General features: G+C 30.4%; 20 protein-coding genes. All 20 read right to left on the bottom strand.

Features of this window, described 5'->3' with window-relative positions; translation table 11 throughout:
• Window positions 1–427: 427 nt before the first annotated feature.
• Genes WCX87_RS03605 through WCX87_RS03510 form a run of 20 tightly spaced genes read right to left on the bottom strand, consistent with a single transcriptional unit; the run spans window position 428 to window position 18,962 of the window.
• Window positions 428–1,090: a cyclase family protein gene (locus WCX87_RS03605; RefSeq protein WP_345980678.1), complete on the bottom strand. Its 663-nt coding sequence runs from the start codon at window positions 1,088–1,090 to the stop codon at window positions 428–430.
• Complete coding sequence (locus WCX87_RS03600; protein ID WP_345980677.1) at window positions 1,087–1,965, bottom strand: NAD(P)-dependent oxidoreductase; 879 nt, start codon at window positions 1,963–1,965, stop codon at window positions 1,087–1,089. Before WCX87_RS03600 ends, WCX87_RS03605 begins: the two co-directional genes overlap by 4 nt.
• Complete coding sequence (locus WCX87_RS03595; protein ID WP_345980676.1) at window positions 1,962–2,882, bottom strand: phosphoglycerate dehydrogenase; 921 nt, start codon at window positions 2,880–2,882, stop codon at window positions 1,962–1,964. The genes WCX87_RS03600 and WCX87_RS03595 overlap by 4 nt, the downstream gene beginning before the upstream one ends.
• Entirely contained in the window at window positions 2,882–3,595 is a 714-nt protein-coding gene (locus tag WCX87_RS03590; RefSeq protein WP_345980675.1) for an SDR family oxidoreductase, read from the bottom strand. The genes WCX87_RS03595 and WCX87_RS03590 overlap by 1 nt, the downstream gene beginning before the upstream one ends.
• Window positions 3,592–4,494, bottom strand: a complete 903-nt coding sequence (locus WCX87_RS03585) for a radical SAM/SPASM domain-containing protein (RefSeq protein ID WP_345980674.1) — start codon at window positions 4,492–4,494, stop codon at window positions 3,592–3,594. Before WCX87_RS03585 ends, WCX87_RS03590 begins: the two co-directional genes overlap by 4 nt.
• A 7-nt stretch (window positions 4,495–4,501) precedes the next feature.
• Window positions 4,502–5,482: a class I SAM-dependent methyltransferase gene (locus WCX87_RS03580; RefSeq protein ID WP_345980673.1), complete on the bottom strand. Its 981-nt coding sequence runs from the start codon at window positions 5,480–5,482 to the stop codon at window positions 4,502–4,504.
• Entirely contained in the window at window positions 5,479–6,246 is a 768-nt protein-coding gene (kdsB, locus tag WCX87_RS03575; RefSeq protein WP_345980672.1) for a 3-deoxy-manno-octulosonate cytidylyltransferase, read from the bottom strand. The genes WCX87_RS03580 and kdsB overlap by 4 nt, the downstream gene beginning before the upstream one ends.
• Window positions 6,243–7,010, bottom strand: coding sequence for an aldolase/citrate lyase family protein (locus WCX87_RS03570; RefSeq protein WP_345980671.1), 768 nt, complete (start codon window positions 7,008–7,010; stop codon window positions 6,243–6,245). Before WCX87_RS03570 ends, kdsB begins: the two co-directional genes overlap by 4 nt.
• Window positions 6,994–8,490: an oligosaccharide flippase family protein gene (locus WCX87_RS03565; protein WP_345980670.1), complete on the bottom strand. Its 1,497-nt coding sequence runs from the start codon at window positions 8,488–8,490 to the stop codon at window positions 6,994–6,996. Before WCX87_RS03565 ends, WCX87_RS03570 begins: the two co-directional genes overlap by 17 nt.
• Window positions 8,487–9,602, bottom strand: coding sequence for a hypothetical protein (locus tag WCX87_RS03560; RefSeq protein ID WP_345980669.1), 1,116 nt, complete (start codon window positions 9,600–9,602; stop codon window positions 8,487–8,489). The genes WCX87_RS03565 and WCX87_RS03560 overlap by 4 nt, the downstream gene beginning before the upstream one ends.
• The gene (locus tag WCX87_RS03555; protein ID WP_345980668.1) at window positions 9,599–10,369 is read right to left on the bottom strand and encodes an oxidoreductase; all 771 of its coding nucleotides are present in this window, start codon (window positions 10,367–10,369) and stop codon (window positions 9,599–9,601) included. Before WCX87_RS03555 ends, WCX87_RS03560 begins: the two co-directional genes overlap by 4 nt.
• On the bottom strand, window positions 10,369–11,151 hold the full coding sequence (locus tag WCX87_RS03550) for a nitrilase-related carbon-nitrogen hydrolase (RefSeq protein ID WP_345980667.1): 783 nt from the start codon (window positions 11,149–11,151) through the stop codon (window positions 10,369–10,371). Before WCX87_RS03550 ends, WCX87_RS03555 begins: the two co-directional genes overlap by 1 nt.
• Complete coding sequence (locus WCX87_RS03545; RefSeq protein WP_345980666.1) at window positions 11,152–12,528, bottom strand: glutamate-1-semialdehyde 2,1-aminomutase; 1,377 nt, start codon at window positions 12,526–12,528, stop codon at window positions 11,152–11,154.
• An 8-nt stretch (window positions 12,529–12,536) separates the two neighbouring features.
• Window positions 12,537–13,253 carry an NTP transferase domain-containing protein gene (locus tag WCX87_RS03540; protein WP_345980665.1) on the bottom strand — a complete coding sequence of 239 codons (717 nt, stop codon included), beginning with the start codon at window positions 13,251–13,253 and terminating at the stop codon, window positions 12,537–12,539.
• 19 nt (window positions 13,254–13,272) lie between these two features.
• Window positions 13,273–14,301 carry a nucleotidyltransferase family protein gene (locus WCX87_RS03535; RefSeq protein WP_345980664.1) on the bottom strand — a complete coding sequence of 343 codons (1,029 nt, stop codon included), beginning with the start codon at window positions 14,299–14,301 and terminating at the stop codon, window positions 13,273–13,275.
• The gene (locus tag WCX87_RS03530) at window positions 14,301–15,362 is read right to left on the bottom strand and encodes an N-acetylneuraminate synthase family protein (protein WP_345980663.1); all 1,062 of its coding nucleotides are present in this window, start codon (window positions 15,360–15,362) and stop codon (window positions 14,301–14,303) included. The genes WCX87_RS03535 and WCX87_RS03530 overlap by 1 nt, the downstream gene beginning before the upstream one ends.
• Window positions 15,363–15,376: 14 nt before the next feature.
• Window positions 15,377–16,165: a glycosyltransferase family A protein gene (locus tag WCX87_RS03525; protein WP_345980662.1), complete on the bottom strand. Its 789-nt coding sequence runs from the start codon at window positions 16,163–16,165 to the stop codon at window positions 15,377–15,379.
• Window positions 16,162–16,734: a NeuD/PglB/VioB family sugar acetyltransferase gene (locus WCX87_RS03520; RefSeq protein ID WP_345980661.1), complete on the bottom strand. Its 573-nt coding sequence runs from the start codon at window positions 16,732–16,734 to the stop codon at window positions 16,162–16,164. Before WCX87_RS03520 ends, WCX87_RS03525 begins: the two co-directional genes overlap by 4 nt.
• A complete protein-coding gene (locus WCX87_RS03515; protein WP_345980660.1) occupies window positions 16,735–17,874 on the bottom strand; it encodes a LegC family aminotransferase in 1,140 nt (379 codons plus the stop codon). It lies immediately after the preceding gene.
• Window positions 17,871–18,962, bottom strand: coding sequence for a hypothetical protein (locus WCX87_RS03510; protein WP_345980659.1), 1,092 nt, complete (start codon window positions 18,960–18,962; stop codon window positions 17,871–17,873). Before WCX87_RS03510 ends, WCX87_RS03515 begins: the two co-directional genes overlap by 4 nt.
• Between the last annotated feature and the right edge of the window lie 3 nt (window positions 18,963–18,965).

Genomic DNA, 18,965 nt, shown 5'->3' with positions numbered 1-18,965 from the left:
ATAATTATTACTAACATGTAAATATATCATTATAGAGAGTAGAATAATAGTTATATAGCTAATATATTTGATGAAGTCCTCGAATATATAGTTTTTATCAAAAATTATTCGAGCAATAAAATATGACAAATAATAAAACAATATATAATATAATAGATACATAAATTGAATATAAAAGCTTACATAAAATATAGAGAATAAAACTTGTGATACGATGTAAATTAGGAATATTATGTCTATTTTATTAACTTGATACTTAAATTTACCATATAAAAATACTAATAGTGTACCTAATATAACAATCTTCGATATATCTATTGGCGTCCCTTTGAAATTAAAACCTATACCTGTATATATAAACCATGATATTATAATACTTATCAGCAAAGTATTTTTTATCAAAAAAATATTATTTTCCGTAAATCTGTCAGTCATTGGGAAATCCCATAATAGTACAAGGTAATCCATCACAATCTGATATTCGAAGTGGTGCTACTATTATCTTACCGAAAGTTGATTTTTCATCTATGTTTCTTAGATCCATATCTTCAAGAAGAAGTAACGGTTTTTCAGGATTTAAAAATCTTTTATGTGCTTCTCTACCTAACAATCGGTCAGTAAAACTAGAAACTGATATAGAATCAAATCCAAATACTCTTACCTTTGGAAATTTATCAATTAAAAAATCATAAATATCAGGATGAAATCCATAATTTTCACTCCAAAATCTTTTTTCATCTCTAATATGACAGATTCCAGTTTTAATTATCAAAATATCAAACCCATTATCTTTTATATCACTTAATTTAGCTATCAATTCGTCTTTAATTATTAGGTCTTTGGGGGTTATCTCGACTATCAATGGATTCTCAAACACCCAGAATTTAGGATCGAAGTCTTCTATGGTCTGCCCATTGTCATAAAAATGATATGGCATGTCTATGTGTGTCCCTATATGTACAGTAGTAGACATAAAACTGTCATTTGCTATATCCCCTTTTGATATAGCATTTTTCTTAATGATCTCGAATCGGTTTCTATCACCATAAGTCGGTGTATTCTGCTTTAATACATACGATAAAAAAATCATTTACTCTCTTTATGTATCTCTTGTATACATTCAAGTAATCCCTGTCCTAAGTCAATGTATGGGTTAGCAACAAGCTTTTTTGCCGTTGTTGGATGAAAAGTATAAGGTGTAATTCTATAATGTCCCATATTATCATCTGATATCTGCTTTATACTTAATTTATTTTGCATAATTTCATTTATCATAGTTAACAATTCTATTCTTTTAAGTTTTTCCATACCGGTCAATATAATGTGTTCATTTTCATATTGGTCATCTTCTAATATATCTACAGAAAGTTTAGCAGCATCCGCTGCATGTATATATTCTCTTAGATCTTCGCCATCACCTTTGTAAAGCAATTCACCAGAATGTATAGCATCATATAAAAGATTATAGATGTAGTTGTTATGACTTGCTCTTTCTCCATATAAAGAACCATATCGGATGACTGTATATTTTAAACCATATCTTTTATAATATTCTTCTGTCAGTTTTTCTGAAGATTGTTTGCTTATACCATAAAAAGAACCCTCATTACTTAATGCATAAGCACTGCTAGCATAAATAAATCTTTTAATGTTACCATTTCTTCTACAAGCTTCTAGAATATTCAAGTTTCCTATAACATTAATACTTATCGTATTTATAGGATCATGTATAGCTGCATCAAGATTTGCAATGGCAACAAAATTATAAACGACATCAGCATCTTTTATAAGTTCTATTATGCTTTCTATGTCAAGTATATTTATACTCTCAAATTTTTGATTGTTCTGTATGTAGTCTGATTTATTAATATCTGCTATTGTAACATCGTAATTTTTTCTTGTAAGCTCATCAGCAACATATGATCCTAAAAATCCGCTTCCACCAAAAACTATTACTTTCTTCATAAATTAAAAAACTCCACTAAATGTTTAATAGCGCTCATGCCCATAGCTTCTACAGCCTCTTTCGCATTTCCACCGATGTGAGGCGTACAAATTAAATTTTCTAATGACAAAAACTCTTTATCACTAGGAGGTTCTTCCGAATAAGCATCAATTGCTGCTCCGGCTATTATATTGTTCTGAAGAGCATACTTCAAAGCCACTTCATCAACTATACCACCTCTTGCACTATTTATAATGAAGGCACTTTTTTTCATGTTACTAAGTATTTCTTGATTCACCATATTTTTCGTACTTTCATCATATGGAGTATGTATTGTAACAAAATCACAACTTCTAAATATTTCATCTTTTGAAGCTTTTATCAAATCATTTTGCTTATAATATTCATCTTGATCAATAATGTCATTTACTAATATTTTACATCCAAATGGTTTCAAAAGTCTAATCAGGTCTTTACCTATAAAGCCAACGCCGATTATTCCTACTGTTTTACCACTTAGCTGAAATCCACCAGATTTATTCCAGATACCATTTTTTAACTGATTTGATGTAACATATAAATTCCTTGCTAACATCAGCATGTATCCTAATGTCATCTCTGATACAGAGAGTCTGTTCACTCCACCTGTCCATCCTATAGCAATACTTCGTTGTTCACATTCTTTTAAATCAATATTATTTAATCCGACACCATACTTAGATACAATTTTTAACTTTGGACAGTGTTCAAGGACATCTTTATCAATCGGTTCTAATCCAATAACAACTCCATCCGCATCTTTTATATACTCTATCAATTCATCTTTGGAAAATCTTTTTCCTTCCAAATTCAACTTAGCATTTGGAAAGTAATGGAATATCTCATTTTGAAGAACTTCATTACTTGAAAATGATGGTGATGTTACTACTATTTTCACTATTCACCACCTGAAATTGTAATAATACTACCAGTCGTAAAATTACTTTTTTCAGAAGATAAAAACAATATATACTCTGATATCTCTTCTGGTTTAGCCATTCTTTTCAAAGGTATCATCTCGATCCTTTCCTTCATATTTTTATCCTTTACTTTACTATGAATACTAGTATCAGTAACCCCTACTCTTAATGCATTTACTAAAATATTATATTTAGCACCTTCTTTAGCAAATCCAAGAGTCATAGTTTCTAAAGCTGATTTTGCTATAGTATATTGCATGGATTTTATAGAACCACCATATTTAACACCGATACTAGATATATTTATAATCTTACCCCTTTTATAATTTTTCATTAACTCTATAAATTTTTTAGACAATAAAAATGGTGCTTTTAAATTTACATTTAAGACATCATCAAATAACTTTATACCTAGCCCACTAAAGTTATCTGCAGGAGCATATAATCCTGCATTATTAACAAGTATATCTATAGTTGGGGTCTGTTTAGTAACCATTTCAAATAAATTTTCAACTTCTTCAATGTTTTTAAAATTTGATTTCAATAAAATAAGTTTATCAGTTTTTATTTTTTCTAAATTATTTTTACTGGTATTATAGTGTGCAAAAACTTTATATCCATTCTCAAGAAAAAGCTTTACTGTTGTAAATCCGATTCCACTATTGGCACCTGTAATTAGCACTGTCTTCATTTTTCAATTTCTCCTGAAAGAAGCCATGCGTCAAAACTATCTTCACCAATAACAGTCCCTAGTACATCACAACTCTTGCATGGGTTGAAGTTTCTATCCGAGTTTGCCAATCGTCCTCTTAAACTATTTAATACTTTACTTTTCCAAATGTTCCATATACTGTTCTTAGTTAAATTACCAAATTTTAATTTTTTGCTCCAGTCATGAGGACATAGCAGAACATCACCATTATAATCTACAAGAATCATATAAAATGGATAATAACATTTACTTTTTAAAGGTAATTCAGAAATAATCTCTTCATTTTTGTCTCTAAACTCATTAGAATTAATTAATCCACTTCTATTGGATATAGTTAATCCATAGTTACCATCTTTTAGATATCTCCTTCTTAAAATCACTTGTGAATCATTCAATCCACATTCATTTGCCATTTGAGTAAAATGATCTATTTGATGGTCACCATCATACATACTTATGCTAATAGTATCCAATCCTGCATCAAAAATTGACTTTAATTTTTTAACTGTAAGTAAATCTCCATTGGAGACTATTTCAATTCTTGTATTTGGTAATTTGCTTTTTGCATTAGATATTAATATCTCTAATTCTTTATGTAGAAGCGGTTCTGAAAAAGCGGAAAAAAGAATCTTTCCCTGATAGTTAATTTCAACTAAATCATCTATAACCTTACTGAAAAGTTCAATAGAAATACCTTCATGTCGTTTCTCATAAATCTCAGGATTTGAGACTGGACAAAAGCTACAGTCTCTATTACAATTCCCATATATATTAAACTCAACAATTGAAAAAACAGGAATATTATCAAAATACCGTAGTTTATCTTTGACTATAATTTTTTTTCTTTTTGTACTGGAGTCAATAAATCTTTCAATCATTTTTTTCTTATCCTCTTTTTTTACATAAAATCATCATATGCGAACTTAATAAATGTTCAGAAATAAATTTTTGCATATTGGCTTTTTCAGACTCTGAGGATTGTTCTAAAAAATTTTTCCAAAATCTATCTTTAATATCTAATATATTATTATTCATAATATCTATATCTAACTTTCCTGGTGTAGATATCTCTAAAACTTCAAAACCAACTTCTACTAATAACTTTTCTATTGATTTAGGATTAAAAAAATTAAGATGATGAGGAGGGGATACAGATTTAGACTTTTCCCATAAAGTTTGAATATCTACGCCCATTCCATTTAAAGTAGTAAACAAAAAGACATCATTAGACTTCATTGAAGAAAATAATTTTTCAAGAAAAACTTTTGGATCATATAAATGTTCAAATAGTTCAAAACTTGTATAAAGAGTTTTTGCATATGGTAACTCATCAGTGTTTACTTCTTCAAAAAAACAACACTTTACGTTTAACTCTTTAGCTTTACATACATTAGCCAATTGTGTTGAAGGCTCTATTACTAATAGATCAAGATTATTATCAAGCTTTTTTAATTCTTCTATAAAAATCCCATATCCGCCTCCGATATCAACAACAGATTGAATATCATTTAAAGACTTAATAACATCTAATACAAGTTTTGCCTTGGGCTTCCAAACTTGTTCTCTACGCTCTTTTTCTGTTTCTTTATAAAATTCATTTGCCCAAAATTGACTTGATTTAGAATCACTATAATATAGTTCAAATGCTTTTTTTTCAGGTCTAGGGCTTACATACAATGTTTTGCATTCTGAACATTCTTCATAATAAAATCCTAATTTATTAAAAGCAAATACACCTTTTTTATTACATGCCGGGCAATTAATTGGCTTTAATAATGCATTTAAAAAAAATTGTTTTATATCTTCAACCCCAAGATCTATATATTTCTGAAATAGATCACTTGGGCGAATATCATTTTCTTTCATATATATATATCCTTTAAAGTGTCTTTCTTCATTATTGAACAAACTTTATCTAAATCTTCTTGTGTATCAACTGCTTTGGTAATGTATTGTGTTGGTACCATTTTGACTTTCATACCATTTTCAATAATCCTCATCATGTCTACTGATTCAATAATTTCCAAAGGTGTTGGTTCCATTTGGTTATATTCAAGCAAAAAATCTCTAGTGAAAGGTATGACACATACTTGTTTTTTCATAGGTACATCAAGGACACCTTTTTTTCTACTTGGAATCGGCTCTCTACTAAAATATATAGCGTTACTAAACTTATCCATAACTACTTTTACTTCATTTGGATTTTCAAAAGCTTCAAGTGAATCTATGTCTGCTACTAAGTTTGTTATCAAAATATTTTTATCTTCAAGCATGGGCTGTACAGCTTCATCTATCATCTCAGGAAATGTTAACGGTTCATCACCTTGTACCATTACCATGATGTCACATTTTTGATTTGTATCTTTTTCTATCTTAAGCATAGCTTCTGCACATCTATCGCTGCATCTTTCATGACAATCACTTGTCATCACGGCTTTCCCGCCAATAGACTCCACATAATCATATATCTCTTTATCACAAGTCGCCACATAGACTTCACTAAGAGTTTTACTCATTTTTACTCGTTTATACACATGTCCGATCATCGGCATGCCTAAGATATCTGCCATTGGTTTTCCAGGGAATCTGCTTGATCCCATTCTGGCAGGTATTATTGATATTATATTCATTTATTTAATCCTTCTTTGATATTTTTCATTCCACTTCGTGCTGAATCGCCTAGAAAGAAAAAGTCTAAACTATATGCTAAAAACGTACACCCTTCATCTATTCTTTGTTGCAACTTTGTCGGATCTGATTCTATAACATGAAAACCTGACGGTACATTTTTTTCTTTACATATTCTAAGTACTTTTGCTATACCTTCTTTGACATCATCTCTATGATATTCTCCAGGAAATCCCATAGAGCCCGATAGATCATAAGGCCCTATAATCACTCCATCTATTCCATCGGTTGTAATAATCTCTTCTATATTATCTACTGCTTGATAATGTTCTATTTGAGCGATAATGACAAGCTCTTCATTAACCCACTTCTTATATTCATCGAAACCTAAACCATACTTTTGTGCTCTAAAAAGGCCTACCCCTCTTTTACCGATAGGAGGATATTTTGCATAATCTATGGCTTCTAATGCTTCTGCTCTTGACTTGACCATAGGAACTACTATGCCATCTGCACCCATATCAAGCACTCTTTTGATGATTACTTCTTCATTTTTACTCACTCTAACCAATGCCTTCATGCCGTTAGCCTGAATGGTAGCTATAAGGTTATGAGCCGTTGTCAGGTCTATTGAGGTATGTTCCATATCTACTACTAACCATTCAAAACCTGCACTTGCCATGATATCTACTACGGCTGGATGACCTATTGTTATCCAAGAACCTAATGTTAATTCATTATTTTTTAATTTATTTTTTAATGACATTTTTTAACCTCGAAAAATTCAATCTTAACTCTTCTCTATTTGTCGCAAAAACTTGTGGGAAAATATAAGCGCCAATTGTAACTAAAAGTGTATATATAAAACCTGATATTAAAAACTCATATAAAGGAGATGTAAGCGATATAATCTTACTTGAAATAAAAGCTATCAATATAAAAAAAACTACTGAATAAACTTGATGCCATAAAAAATATTTGATATCAAGTTTTAAAAACTTCGAATTAAAATAAAGCTGCACAATTATTCCTATAAACTGGACTATAATCATCTTATATGCTAAACCAACTGCACCAAGATCTAAAGTATATACAAATACAAAAGTCAACAACATACCTATAGGCTGTACTACTAAAGCTATATTTCTGAGAAGCTTCGTTTGGCCTGTCGCATAAAATATACTTCCACTTAATTGTCCATAAGTCTGATGAATAGGATAAAACGCCATAATAACAAGTACAAGAAAAGCTCCTTTATACTTTTCATCTGTAAATATACTAAGTACATTTTCACTTTCTATTGATATAAATACTGAAAAGTAAGCTGCTATACTATACAGCATAGGGATGTACCTATAAAAAAGTCTTTTCATTTGTTCTAAATCTTTTTGCTCATAAGACTTACTAAACTCTCTTGTAATAATAGGTGTCATAGCACTCGTAAATAAAAAACACATAGCAGCAAGACTATATGCCAATCCATAAAATCCCATCTGCTTACTTCCTGCTATGGTTTGTAAAAGCCAGATGTCAAATAAACCTACACACATTGTTATTACTGTATTTATAAATAATGGATGACAATAATCTAAAAATTCTTTTGATACTTTCTTAAAACCAAAATTTAGTGATAATATACTTTTATTAAACAAATCATTTTTTATAAAAAACCATATAAGTATAAATATAAAAGAACCTAATGCAATATAATGAAAGACAAAATACTTTTTTAGATCAAATATAGTCATATAGATAAAATATATAAGTAATAATAAGGTTACAAGTTTATGTCCGATTTTAATTAGTTCTACAGAAACTGTGAAGGCATAAGCATCTGATATTTTGATGAAGATCTGTGTTAACCAAGTAAAAAACCCAAAAAACAATCCCATATAAACATATGTATTTGAAATATCAGGTAACAAAGAGTTTAAATAACCAGTAGAATCAACAATAAATATAAAACTAAAAACTAAACATAACACCAAAAAAGAATAGATAAAATAAAATGTTATCAATTCTTTTCTAGTATGTTTTGCAGAAAGTTTTGTAAAGAATGCTATAGAGCTACCCATATCCAAAAAGCCTATAATTTTCATAAAAAATTCTTGTAAATAAACAAACTGTCCATATGCAATGGGACCGAGGGCTTTTGGGACCAATGCTATAATAACTGCATTGATTATACCGACAATAATATTTGCCAATAGCTTAATAGCATATCGTCTTTTTAAACTATCTTTCATTTAACTCTTTTTAAAAAAGTTTCAATTTTATCAAAAGTATATATCTTATCATCATTGTAGGTCAAGTATTGATATTTATAATCTTTATAATTCTTATTTAATAATTCCTCTTTAAATAAGTCTATATCTAAATGATCAATATTGATGATTTCTTTTTTCAAAGCTTTCGTAAAACTACAACAATGTTCATAAAAAAAATCAATTTCTTTAAATGTAAAAAAGACTGATGGCTTTTCAAAATATACAGCATAAGATATAGCTGTTGTTCCTTCATTAATAACGAATTCACATCCTTGTACTAATTCGACACTTTTCCCATGTTCTATCTTGATCCCATCTATTTCATTCTTATCTTTATATATTCTTGATTTAGGATGTGCTGCAATGATTACTTCTATATTGTATTCTTCTTCAATCCATTTAAAAAATTTAATAAGTTTATTCATATATTGATCTATATCTTTTTGGATGTTATTACCAAAAAGAATATAATCACTTGCATCTATTACATCTGTATCTAAAAAAACACAATAAGGTTTAGAATTTTGATAAGGTTTAGAATTTAGACAAAGATTATAATCTCTAGAATTTGATTTTATCAACTGTGTATTTTTATCTATTAAATAAGGAAATATCAGTTCATCTTTAGGCGAACCGGATACAAATATATCTGTTTCGAATCTCATGGCTCGATATTTTGGTAAATATTTCTTAACAAGTGGTTTTAACAATGCTTTAATTTTTTTTACCTTATTACAAAAAACTGTACTGGTAGGAATACTTCCACCGACATAAGTAATAAATTTGGCCCTGGTATTATCTTTCATCTGATTAAGAAGTTTCATACCTTCATAACTATTAATGTAAAAAAATAAAAAGTCCTCAGAAGACAGTTGTTTTACACTTGAAATTATTTCATCAACATTATTTGGTTCCCAATGCTTTGAAAATGTATAATACTCGATATCAACTTGTTCTTTATACTTTGGAAGTAAAATCTTATGTACATCCATAACTTCAACATCATAACCTTTATCTAAAAAATACTTTACACCAAATCTTTCATGGTCTCTATAAGTATAAGGTAAATTCGGTATGAAAATTATTTTCACAAGCACCATCCATCATCAATTATTATATTTTGTCCATTTATATACTTGCTTGAATCGGAAAGTAAAAAGATCAAACTTCCTGTAAGATCACTAGGATCCAACATACCTTTTGTACTAGCATAGCTATTATACTTTTCTAAAAAATCTTTAGGTTGATTATTTAAAATACCGCCAGGGCTAAGTGTATTTACTCGTATATTCATACCTTTAAAATACTTGCTCATATATTTTGTAAGATGAATAAGTGCTGCTTTAATAGCTGCATATTCTATGGGCATACTCATAGCTGTATTTTCATATATTTCAAATCGTGGAGCAATTACACCGTAAATGGAACTAATATTTATTATATTGCCATATTTTTGATTTGAAAAATAATGTGCGAACTGTTGTGAAGTTGTAAAATAACCACCTAAATTTAAGCCAATATTTTCTACAAAATCACTATACTCCACATCAAAAAAATTTCTACCGTAATTTTTATTTCTTGGATATGCATTATTCACCAGGGCATCTATTTTCCCGTATTTTTCATTTACATACTTTATACACTTTATTAAAGATTCTTTAGAAGTAATATCAAGTTGAATAAAATCTATTCTATTAGTATTTAGTTTATTTGATAAATCATTCTTTGCCTCTATACCGATTGCTTCATTTATGTCAGCGATTATCGCGATACCATTATTGTTTACAATTGCTTTAATGAATTCTTTACCGATTAATCCTGCACCACCTGTCACTACAACAACTTTATCTTTTAACATTAAAGTATTTCCTTATAAAAATCAATCTTCCTATCATCAGTTGTATTGAACTGTTCTTTAAACTTTTTAGTCCAGGTTTTATCAACTTCATATATCTTCATATTATCTATCTGCTTATGCTCTAAAAGTTCACCATTCGCATTAAATAAACTACTACTCTCTATGTATTCCAATCCATTTGCATCTTTACCGACTCTATTAACTCCTGCCATATAGACTTGATTTTCAATGGCTCTAGCTTTGAGTAATGTATTCCAATGGTCAATTCTTTTAGCCGGCCAGTTTGCAATATTAACCACTAAGTCACTTTTTTCAGCTAATGCACTGTACAACTCAGGAAATCTCAAGTCATAGCAAATAGATAAGCCTATTTTCATGTGATTAAAATTGACTATACAAAGTTGATGTCCTGAGTTAAAGTACTTGTCTTCTCCGGCAAAGCTAAAAGGATGTACTTTTGAATACTCTCCGCCGACTTTTCCAGATGTATCAATTAATATAGACTTATTTAATGCTTTTTTGCCATCTTGTATTACAACACCAAAAACAATTGCCAGACTATATTTTTCAGAAAGTTCTGAAAAGAGTTTTATAGTAGTACTATCTTCTTTATGTTCAGCTGTCAAATTTATATTATTCGAGAAACCGGTTAAGGTCATCTCCGGGAAAACGATCAAATCTACTTTTTCGTTAGATGCTTTTCTAATATATTCTTCACACAATGTCAAATTAGATTGTTTATCTTCCCAAACTTGGTCAAGTGATACAAGAGCCAATCTCATTTAATTATACTTTCTAAATACAGGTTTAACAGGATCACCGACTAATAATTTTTCTACTTCATTGTTTTCAATAATTGGCTTTAATGTTTTGATCGCTTTACGTATAGCATCCATAGTTATATGCAAATGTTCATCCGTATGACTTAGTGTAATTGTAATCCATGGAATAAAAACACCTTCATTAATAACGATATCATGAAAAAAAGTATGTAGTTCCGGCCAAAATTCACCTGTTCTCTTTGTACATAATATTTGAGGATTTGCATCAAAACCGATTATTTTAAAATAATCGGCTACCTTTTCATTATTTACTAATGTATTAAAATCACTCTTCAGTTTTCGTCCAAGATTCCACACGTGATTTGATACATTATATTTCTTAGATGCTTTAAATGTAGCCAGTGTTGCTGCAAATCCAGTAGTTTCCGAACCATGTGTTTGCGATAGTAAAAAGACTCTTTCTTTTTTATGTTTTAATCCACCAAGTTCCATAATCTCTTTCTTGCCAACTAAGAAAGAACATGAATAACCATTCGCGATTGACTTACCAAAAGTGGACAGATCCGGATAAACACCATATAAAGAGTGTGCACCTTTTGTATCGAACCTCATTCCTGAAATCATTTCATCAAAGATTAAAACACTACCCTCTTTATCAGCTTTTTCTCTTAAATATTTCAAAAAGTTATTTTCAGAAGAATTATTTTTTTGAATCAATGTTTCTAAGTGAAGGTCACTCTCTTGTGCGTCTAAATAAGGGGAATCATTTTTTACAGGTTCTAAAATAATAGCAGCGATTTGATCTTTATATTGATCAAAAGCTTTTTCTACACTTTCTCTATCATTATAGAAAAATTTAATAGTGTACTGTCGCTCTGTGTCTAAGGTACCACTATTCATGTCAGTTGAACCAATGAACCAATCATGAATTGAAAAAAATGGATGCGTGCCACAAACTAAAACATATTTCCGTCCAGTGTATGCTCTTGCCAACTTTATGGCAGCCGTAGTAACATCTGAACCATTCTTACCAAATTTAATCATATCAAATTTATCAAAATGTTCGTTAATTAAATAATCTGCTGTTTCATATTCCAAAATTCCCGGTCTTGTATAGTTCGTGCCTCTTTTGATTGTATCTATTACAGCATTATCTACCTCATCAAATGCATGTCCTAAGATAAAAACCCTGTTTCCCATGGCCCAATCGATAAATTTATTACCGTCAACATCCCATGTATAAGCACCTTTAGCATGTGACATAATTCTTGGCGAGTTATAAGGAAACTGATCTTCTCCCTTACTATATGTATGGCTACCACCCGGTACTAAGGCATGTAGTTTTTCATTTATTTCAAAAGATTTTTTGTAATTCATTGTATTCCTTATATATTATATTTATCTATTCTCTTATGAGTAAGTTTTATACTATTGCCTTTTAAACCATTTATCAACTCTTCATGAGAGAAATCAATATTTCCAAAGAAGTTCAAAACATCTAAAACATTTTCAACATCTTCTTGATAATCTACCGACAAAGAAATTTCATGAAAAATATTTTTTGGAACAATTTTATGTATTTTATAAGTATCTTGATTATTATAAAAATGAATTACCACATGCTCCTTTTCTTCTTGCGAAGAATTTTTATATGCTTTTTTGAGAGAGTGTAAAGAAAATGCTTCTGCCGACGTTCCCAATAACCATCCTTGATTATGACTAGCTGTAATAACATCATACTGACTATCCATCACTTCTTTACAAAGATATTCTATGCATTCAGGGTCAACTAAAGGATCATCGCCACACACTCTAATAATATATTCTATATCATGTTCTTCTGCAGCATTTATATACCTTAACATAACATCATTAACATCACCTCTAAAAACTTTTGCTCCAGCTTGTAAAGCAATAAATTCTGTTACATCATCTAAGTCCTGATCTGTTGTCGCAACTATAATGTCTTTGACATATTTATTTTTCTTTATTCTTTGTAATTGCCAATACAATAACGGCTTTTCTTTATAAAGAGCAGCAATTTTATAAGGTCTTCTCGTAGAGTTCATTCTTGCTTGTAGAATTATTGCAACTTTATTCATAAATACCTCTTTAGTTATATCAATTTAATAAGTTAGCAGATTTATAATCTTCAACTCGGCCTATATCATTCCATAATCCATCAAACAAATATACATTAACAAATTTATCACTATCTAATATATTTTGAAATAATGTAGGCATATCATAGAATTCATTTTCAGGGATATACTGAAGTGATTCAGGAGAAATAGCATAAATCCCCATACTCACATAGTATTCATTTTTTGGTTTTTCTTTAATCGAAACCATTTTTTTAAGATCATCAAACTCAACAACTCCGAATGGAACTTGATGAACCTGTTTATAGATACACATAGTAGACAAACTATTTGTTGTTTTTCTAAAATCTAATAGATCTCTAAAATTCAAATCCGTTATAATATCTCCATTCATAACAATAAAAGGTTCTGAAATCGTATTTTTTAACTGGTAAAGTGCACCCGCCGTTCCTAACCTCTTTGTTTCCTCAAGATATTGTATTGAAACGTCCCATTTTGCACCATCTTGAAAGTACTCTTTTATCTGTTCACCAAGATAATTAATAGAAATATAAAACTGCTGAAAACCTTGATTGATAAGTTTTTCTATTATTCTTTCTAAAATAGGTTTACCATTTACCGGCAACATAGGTTTAGGTGTATCTTTAGTCAGCGGATGGAGTCTTGTACCCAATCCACCAGCCATAATAATAACAGGATTAGATACCGTATCAAAACTAATTTCATCTAAACATAAAATATCTATAACTTTTTTATCTTGATTTAGTATAGGTAAAATATTTCTATGAATTTTTTTCATATGGTTGATACCTGCTTGTCTAGCTTGAGTATCCAGCCAAATTTCAGGATAATAGTTAATAATACTACTAATATCTGTCTCTTTTTTTAAAAGGGCACGACGAATATCACCATCTGTAATTACACCTACTAAAATGAAATCATCGTCCACAACAACTAATGAACCGATACCTGTTTGTTCTAGGGCGATAAGAATATCATCAAATGTCTTTAATTTAGATAGTTTGTGACAGTACTTTTTATAGTCCATTAAAGAATATCCTCTTGTGCCAGAATATGATCAAATGCCAGATCTTTATTCACAGTTCTTCCAACTATAAAGTCAGTCATCTCAGGATCGAATCCTCCACCAGGACGTTTGTAATCTATATCGTCGAGTTGAATCACTTCACCTTTTTTCATCTCTCTAGTCAATACAATGCTTCTTCTGAACTCTCTCTTTTTCTCATTGCTTTCCGTTGCTGTTATTCTAAAAGAACCCAGTGCTTCATTTATTCGTTTTGAATTGTCTACTATCTCTTTCATCTCATCTTTTGTTGCTGAGACCTTATGATCCCAGCCTTCCATATTTTTATCAAGTGTGAAATGTTTTTCTATCATACAAGCACCAAGTGCTACAGATGCTAATGGTATAGCTGTACCTAGTGTATGATCTGAAAACCCTATAGGATACTCAGGGTATGTTTGCATTAATGTTTTTATATTGTTTAAATTCACATCTGAGTCGATTGGAGGGTAAGTCGAGACACAGTGTAAAATTACTATTTGATTATTCCCCGCTTTTTCTATTGTATGTACGGCCTTATCAATCTCATAAAGTTCACTTAATCCTGTAGAAATAATTATGGGCTTATTTTTCTTAGCTAAATACTCCAAAAATGGATAATTATTAAGATCCATAGAAGCGACCTTTATAAAAGGTGTATCCATCTTGTCAACTAAGAAGTCTACTTCTTTCTTGCTAAATGGTGTCGAAGTACAATCTATACCTATCTCATCTGCAAAACTCTTCATCGCTAATAGCTCTTCCTCTGAAATAGAATAAGCATCAACTATCTCTTCAAGAGTATAGTCTGTTCTATCTCTATAGTCATCGGCTATAAAGTAGTTGTCTTCATATTTTTTTCTTGCAAAAATACTATTTTTTGACCAACTTTGAAACTTTACACAATCTGCCCCTGCTTCTTTAGCCTCAAGAATAAGTTTTCTAGCCAACTTCATATCACCGTTATGGTTTGAACCCAACTCAGCTATTATATATGGCTTAGAAAAATTATAGATTTCTTTCTTTTTAGTTAATTGCACTTTCATCTATCATGTCCTTATTATATTTGTTCCCACCAAAGTGGATTTTTTATATTCTTTTTTTCACTATTTACAGCATATGAATTTTTATAAATAGCATTTTCTTTTTTTAACATCTCATAATGTTTTTGTTTTATCAACTTACCTTTTTCTACAGCTTCTATAGATAATTGCCCTAAACCGACAGTATTATCCGAATATTGTCTATAAAAAGTTTCTGTTTCATTTGTAAAAACAGCTTTATTCCCTTTAAGCAATAAAGTTGAAAACAGATACCAATCAACCGCAACGATTTCCTCATAAAATGTCACTTTTCCCAAAATATTTAAATTAATAGCTGTATTAGATAAACCAAAAATATTTTTATCTTTTATAAATTCTATATCAATAATTGCATTATTCTCAACTCTATTAGAGATATATTTTTCTTCATATACACCATTTTCATTAAATAAGGACAAATCATTTACTACAATATCACAGTCACTTAACAATTCTACTAATTTTTCAACTCTATTTTCAGAAAAATAATCATCACTATCACCAAATATCAGTACATCATATTTATTGTCAATACAATAATTTATACCAAATTCTCTATTTTTTGCCGGTGTATTTGAGTATTTTAATTCAATAATATTAAGATCTTTATATTTACTTCTTATGTCTTCAAAATAATCAAAACCATCGTTCACAACAATAACATCAAATTGTTTAAAAGTCTGTATTTTCAATGAATTAAAAAAATCCCATAAGTAATTTATATTCATGGGAAAAACAGTGGTTAAAAAAGCTATTTTTTTATTCATTTTAACACACTTCCGGCTTTTACGAAACCAGATGCCTCTACATACTCTTTCGAAGTAGCATTGCTTCCGTAAAATGTATTTGATCTTACTACTGTTCCCCCATTGATGATCGCACCGGTGGATATATGGCAGTTATCTTCTACGATCGCATCATGTTCTACAAGAGCTTTTGAGTTTATGATACAGTTCTTGCCTATGTTTGCATCAGCATTTACCAGAACGTCATGCATGATTATCGTACCCTCTTTTACTTGAGCATGTTTTGATACATAAGCTCTTGGAGAGATGACTATAGGCAGTTCAAACCCTGCATTTTTTGCCAGCTCAAAGAGTCTCACTCTTACATCTGAAGATCTGATCTGTCCGACCGCAATAAGCGCGAATCTATATGTTTGTGCAAATTCGCTTAGATCGTCATCACTGCCTATGACTTCATAACCTAAGACTTTTGTCCCTATTGGTTGAGCCTTATCGATTATACCTGCGATCTGGAATCTGCCTTCCTGTTCGATCACATCGATGCAGGATTTACAATGACCGCCGCCGCCGATAAGAATAATCTTTTCCATCTATATTCTCACCGAACTTGGGATATTGACGACTCTGTCTTCAAGGTAGATAGAGTTTGTAAGGTCTGTACATTGACACTCTTTAAACATCTCAAGTCTGTTCATCAATGTCCAGATAGGTCTTGTCATTACACCGTTATCATTAGTGAACTTCAAAAACTCGTCCCTATCTGCTCTGTCTTTTAACAAGACCGCATGTAACCAATAGTTTGACCTACTCTGTTGTGGTTCTTTTATAAATGTTATATCGGCTATATTGGTAAAAAACTCTTCATACTCTTTTGCAAGTTCTCTTTTGTTTTGTAAAAACAGTTCCAGTTGTTCGAGTTGTGCTACAAGAAGTGCGGCATTGAGATTCGGCAGACGATAGTTGTAGCCTATCATATCGTGCGTGTACTCCCATCTATGCGGTACCTTTGCAGTCGTCGTTATATGTTTGGCTTTTTTTGCCAGTTCCTCATCATCTGTGATGATACAGCCGCCGCCGCCTGAAGTGATGATCTTATTTCCGTTAAAACTGATAGCAGCCAACTTTGCGAAAGTCCCCGTATGCCTGCCTTTATAATAACTGCCAAGACTCTCTGCTGCGTCTTCGACTAAAACTATATGCCATTTCTCACAGATATCTTTTATTTCATCGATTCTGCACGGATGTCCAAAAGTGTGCATCGGTACACAGGCTTTTATAGTTTTTCCTGTAGTTTTATTTATACATCGACTCTCTTTTATCTCGCAGTTCTCATCTAAGAACTTCTCTAATGATGACGGAGAAAGTCCAAGCGTATCGAGATCTACATCGACAAAGACCGGTTTTGCATTGCAGTAACTTATAGCGTTACATGTAGCGATGAACGTCAAGGGCTGAGTTATTACCTCATCATCTTTTTGCACATCTGCAAGTAGTAGCGAAATATGTAAAGCACTTGTCCCATTTGTTGTAGCTATGGCATATTTTGCGCCTGTAAAATCAGCGATCTTTTTTTCAAATTCATCTACAAATTTTCCGACAGATGAGACAAAAGTACTGTCGATACATTCATTCAGATATTTCTTTTCATTGCCCGTAAATCTCGGTTCATGCAAAGGTATGAACTCTTTTGTTTTATAAGTATCTTGAACAAACTCGACTATATTATTCATTTTATTTTCCCAAATTGTATTTTATCTAAACATTGTGTAGTTGGATGCATAAAATCCAAGAACTCATCATCTTTACATCCTAACTTTTCTGGAAAAAAACTACCATATACACTAATACCATATACCTTAGATATCTTGGTAACTATTTTATCTACTTCCTCAATATGTTTTACTGTTTTAGATTTTACTTTAAAGACATTTGGATGATAAGGAGTCATTATAAAACTAACTTTTATATCATGCACTTTGTATAATTTAATAATTTTTATTAAATACTCAACGACTTTTTCATCATAGTCTTTACCATTAATTTTATAATCTCCTCCACCTAATGGCAACTGTTTAATTTTCACTTTTTGTTCATTCATCCATTTAGTTGCATATAAATGACTACCATCTGGCAATGTCAAAGCTTTAAGGTACCCATTATTATATGTAAAATTATTTTTAGGCAATTCAATCTGAGGTTCTTTAAAAATTGTATTTAATTCTTTTAAACTTCTAAAGAAGTATTTTAAATTAAACAAATTTTTTATTAATGAAATTTGATAATCAAAATGATTAAATTTTTGCGTCTTATCATCAAGTTTTTTAATTAAACTATCATAATATAATTGGTTAATTTGATATCGCTTATCCATTCCAAATTTTAAAGTCCATGGATCAATATCAAGAAAGACCTGTTTCGGTTTTTCTTTATTTTCTAATATAATATTTGTAAAAACTGCCATGTCCTCAAAACTACCTCCACTGACGCCCAAGTTTAACAATTTAGTACAAACTTTTTGGATATCCCCTGTTTTTCTTACACTTGATACTTGCATAATATGACTGGAACCAAGTAGAATACAGTCAAAATCACCGGCATACTTCGCCATAGCTGTTTTAACAACACGTTCATTCCAGCCTTCAGATACCAGCCCTTGTTTAGACATAAATATTTTTTTCACATATTCATCTGTCTTTGTATTATAATATTTTTTTAAATATACATATCCAGGATCAACAACAAAATTTACAACTCCAACAAAAATCATCATCAAAAGCGAAGTAATAAAAACAATAAAAATAAATTTTTTATTATGCATATG

Source organism: Sulfurimonas sp. HSL3-2, assembly GCF_039645965.1.
In the GTDB taxonomy this organism is placed as follows: domain Bacteria; phylum Campylobacterota; class Campylobacteria; order Campylobacterales; family Sulfurimonadaceae; genus Hydrocurvibacter; species Hydrocurvibacter mobilis.
This window is presented reverse-complemented; position numbering and strand designations above follow the sequence as displayed.

What these genes read in the sequence shown, in the direction of transcription:
- WCX87_RS03520 (WP_345980661.1), bottom strand. Translation starts at nt 16,734, where the DNA reads ATGGAAAAGATTATTCTTATCGGCGGCGGCGGTCATTGTAAATCCTGC.
- WCX87_RS03510 (WP_345980659.1), bottom strand. Translation starts at nt 18,962, where the DNA reads ATGCATAATAAAAAATTTATTTTTATTGTTTTTATTACTTCGCTTTTG.
- WCX87_RS03580 (WP_345980673.1), bottom strand. Translation starts at nt 5,482, where the DNA reads ATGAAAGAAAATGATATTCGCCCAAGTGATCTATTTCAGAAATATATA.
- WCX87_RS03600 (WP_345980677.1), bottom strand. Translation starts at nt 1,965, where the DNA reads ATGAAGAAAGTAATAGTTTTTGGTGGAAGCGGATTTTTAGGATCATAT.
- WCX87_RS03550 (WP_345980667.1), bottom strand. Translation starts at nt 11,151, where the DNA reads ATGAGATTGGCTCTTGTATCACTTGACCAAGTTTGGGAAGATAAACAA.
- WCX87_RS03525 (WP_345980662.1), bottom strand. Translation starts at nt 16,165, where the DNA reads ATGAATAAAAAAATAGCTTTTTTAACCACTGTTTTTCCCATGAATATA.
- WCX87_RS03590 (WP_345980675.1), bottom strand. Translation starts at nt 3,595, where the DNA reads ATGAAGACAGTGCTAATTACAGGTGCCAATAGTGGAATCGGATTTACA.
- WCX87_RS03540 (WP_345980665.1), bottom strand. Translation starts at nt 13,253, where the DNA reads ATGAATAAAGTTGCAATAATTCTACAAGCAAGAATGAACTCTACGAGA.
- WCX87_RS03515 (WP_345980660.1), bottom strand. Translation starts at nt 17,874, where the DNA reads ATGAATAATATAGTCGAGTTTGTTCAAGATACTTATAAAACAAAAGAG.
- WCX87_RS03565 (WP_345980670.1), bottom strand. Translation starts at nt 8,490, where the DNA reads ATGAAAGATAGTTTAAAAAGACGATATGCTATTAAGCTATTGGCAAAT.
- WCX87_RS03530 (WP_345980663.1), bottom strand. Translation starts at nt 15,362, where the DNA reads ATGAAAGTGCAATTAACTAAAAAGAAAGAAATCTATAATTTTTCTAAG.
- WCX87_RS03585 (WP_345980674.1), bottom strand. Translation starts at nt 4,494, where the DNA reads ATGATTGAAAGATTTATTGACTCCAGTACAAAAAGAAAAAAAATTATA.
- WCX87_RS03535 (WP_345980664.1), bottom strand. Translation starts at nt 14,301, where the DNA reads ATGGACTATAAAAAGTACTGTCACAAACTATCTAAATTAAAGACATTT.
- WCX87_RS03545 (WP_345980666.1), bottom strand. Translation starts at nt 12,528, where the DNA reads ATGAATTACAAAAAATCTTTTGAAATAAATGAAAAACTACATGCCTTA.
- WCX87_RS03605 (WP_345980678.1), bottom strand. Translation starts at nt 1,090, where the DNA reads ATGATTTTTTTATCGTATGTATTAAAGCAGAATACACCGACTTATGGT.
- WCX87_RS03570 (WP_345980671.1), bottom strand. Translation starts at nt 7,010, where the DNA reads ATGTCATTAAAAAATAAATTAAAAAATAATGAATTAACATTAGGTTCT.
- kdsB (WP_345980672.1), bottom strand. Translation starts at nt 6,246, where the DNA reads ATGAATATAATATCAATAATACCTGCCAGAATGGGATCAAGCAGATTC.
- WCX87_RS03555 (WP_345980668.1), bottom strand. Translation starts at nt 10,369, where the DNA reads ATGTTAAAAGATAAAGTTGTTGTAGTGACAGGTGGTGCAGGATTAATC.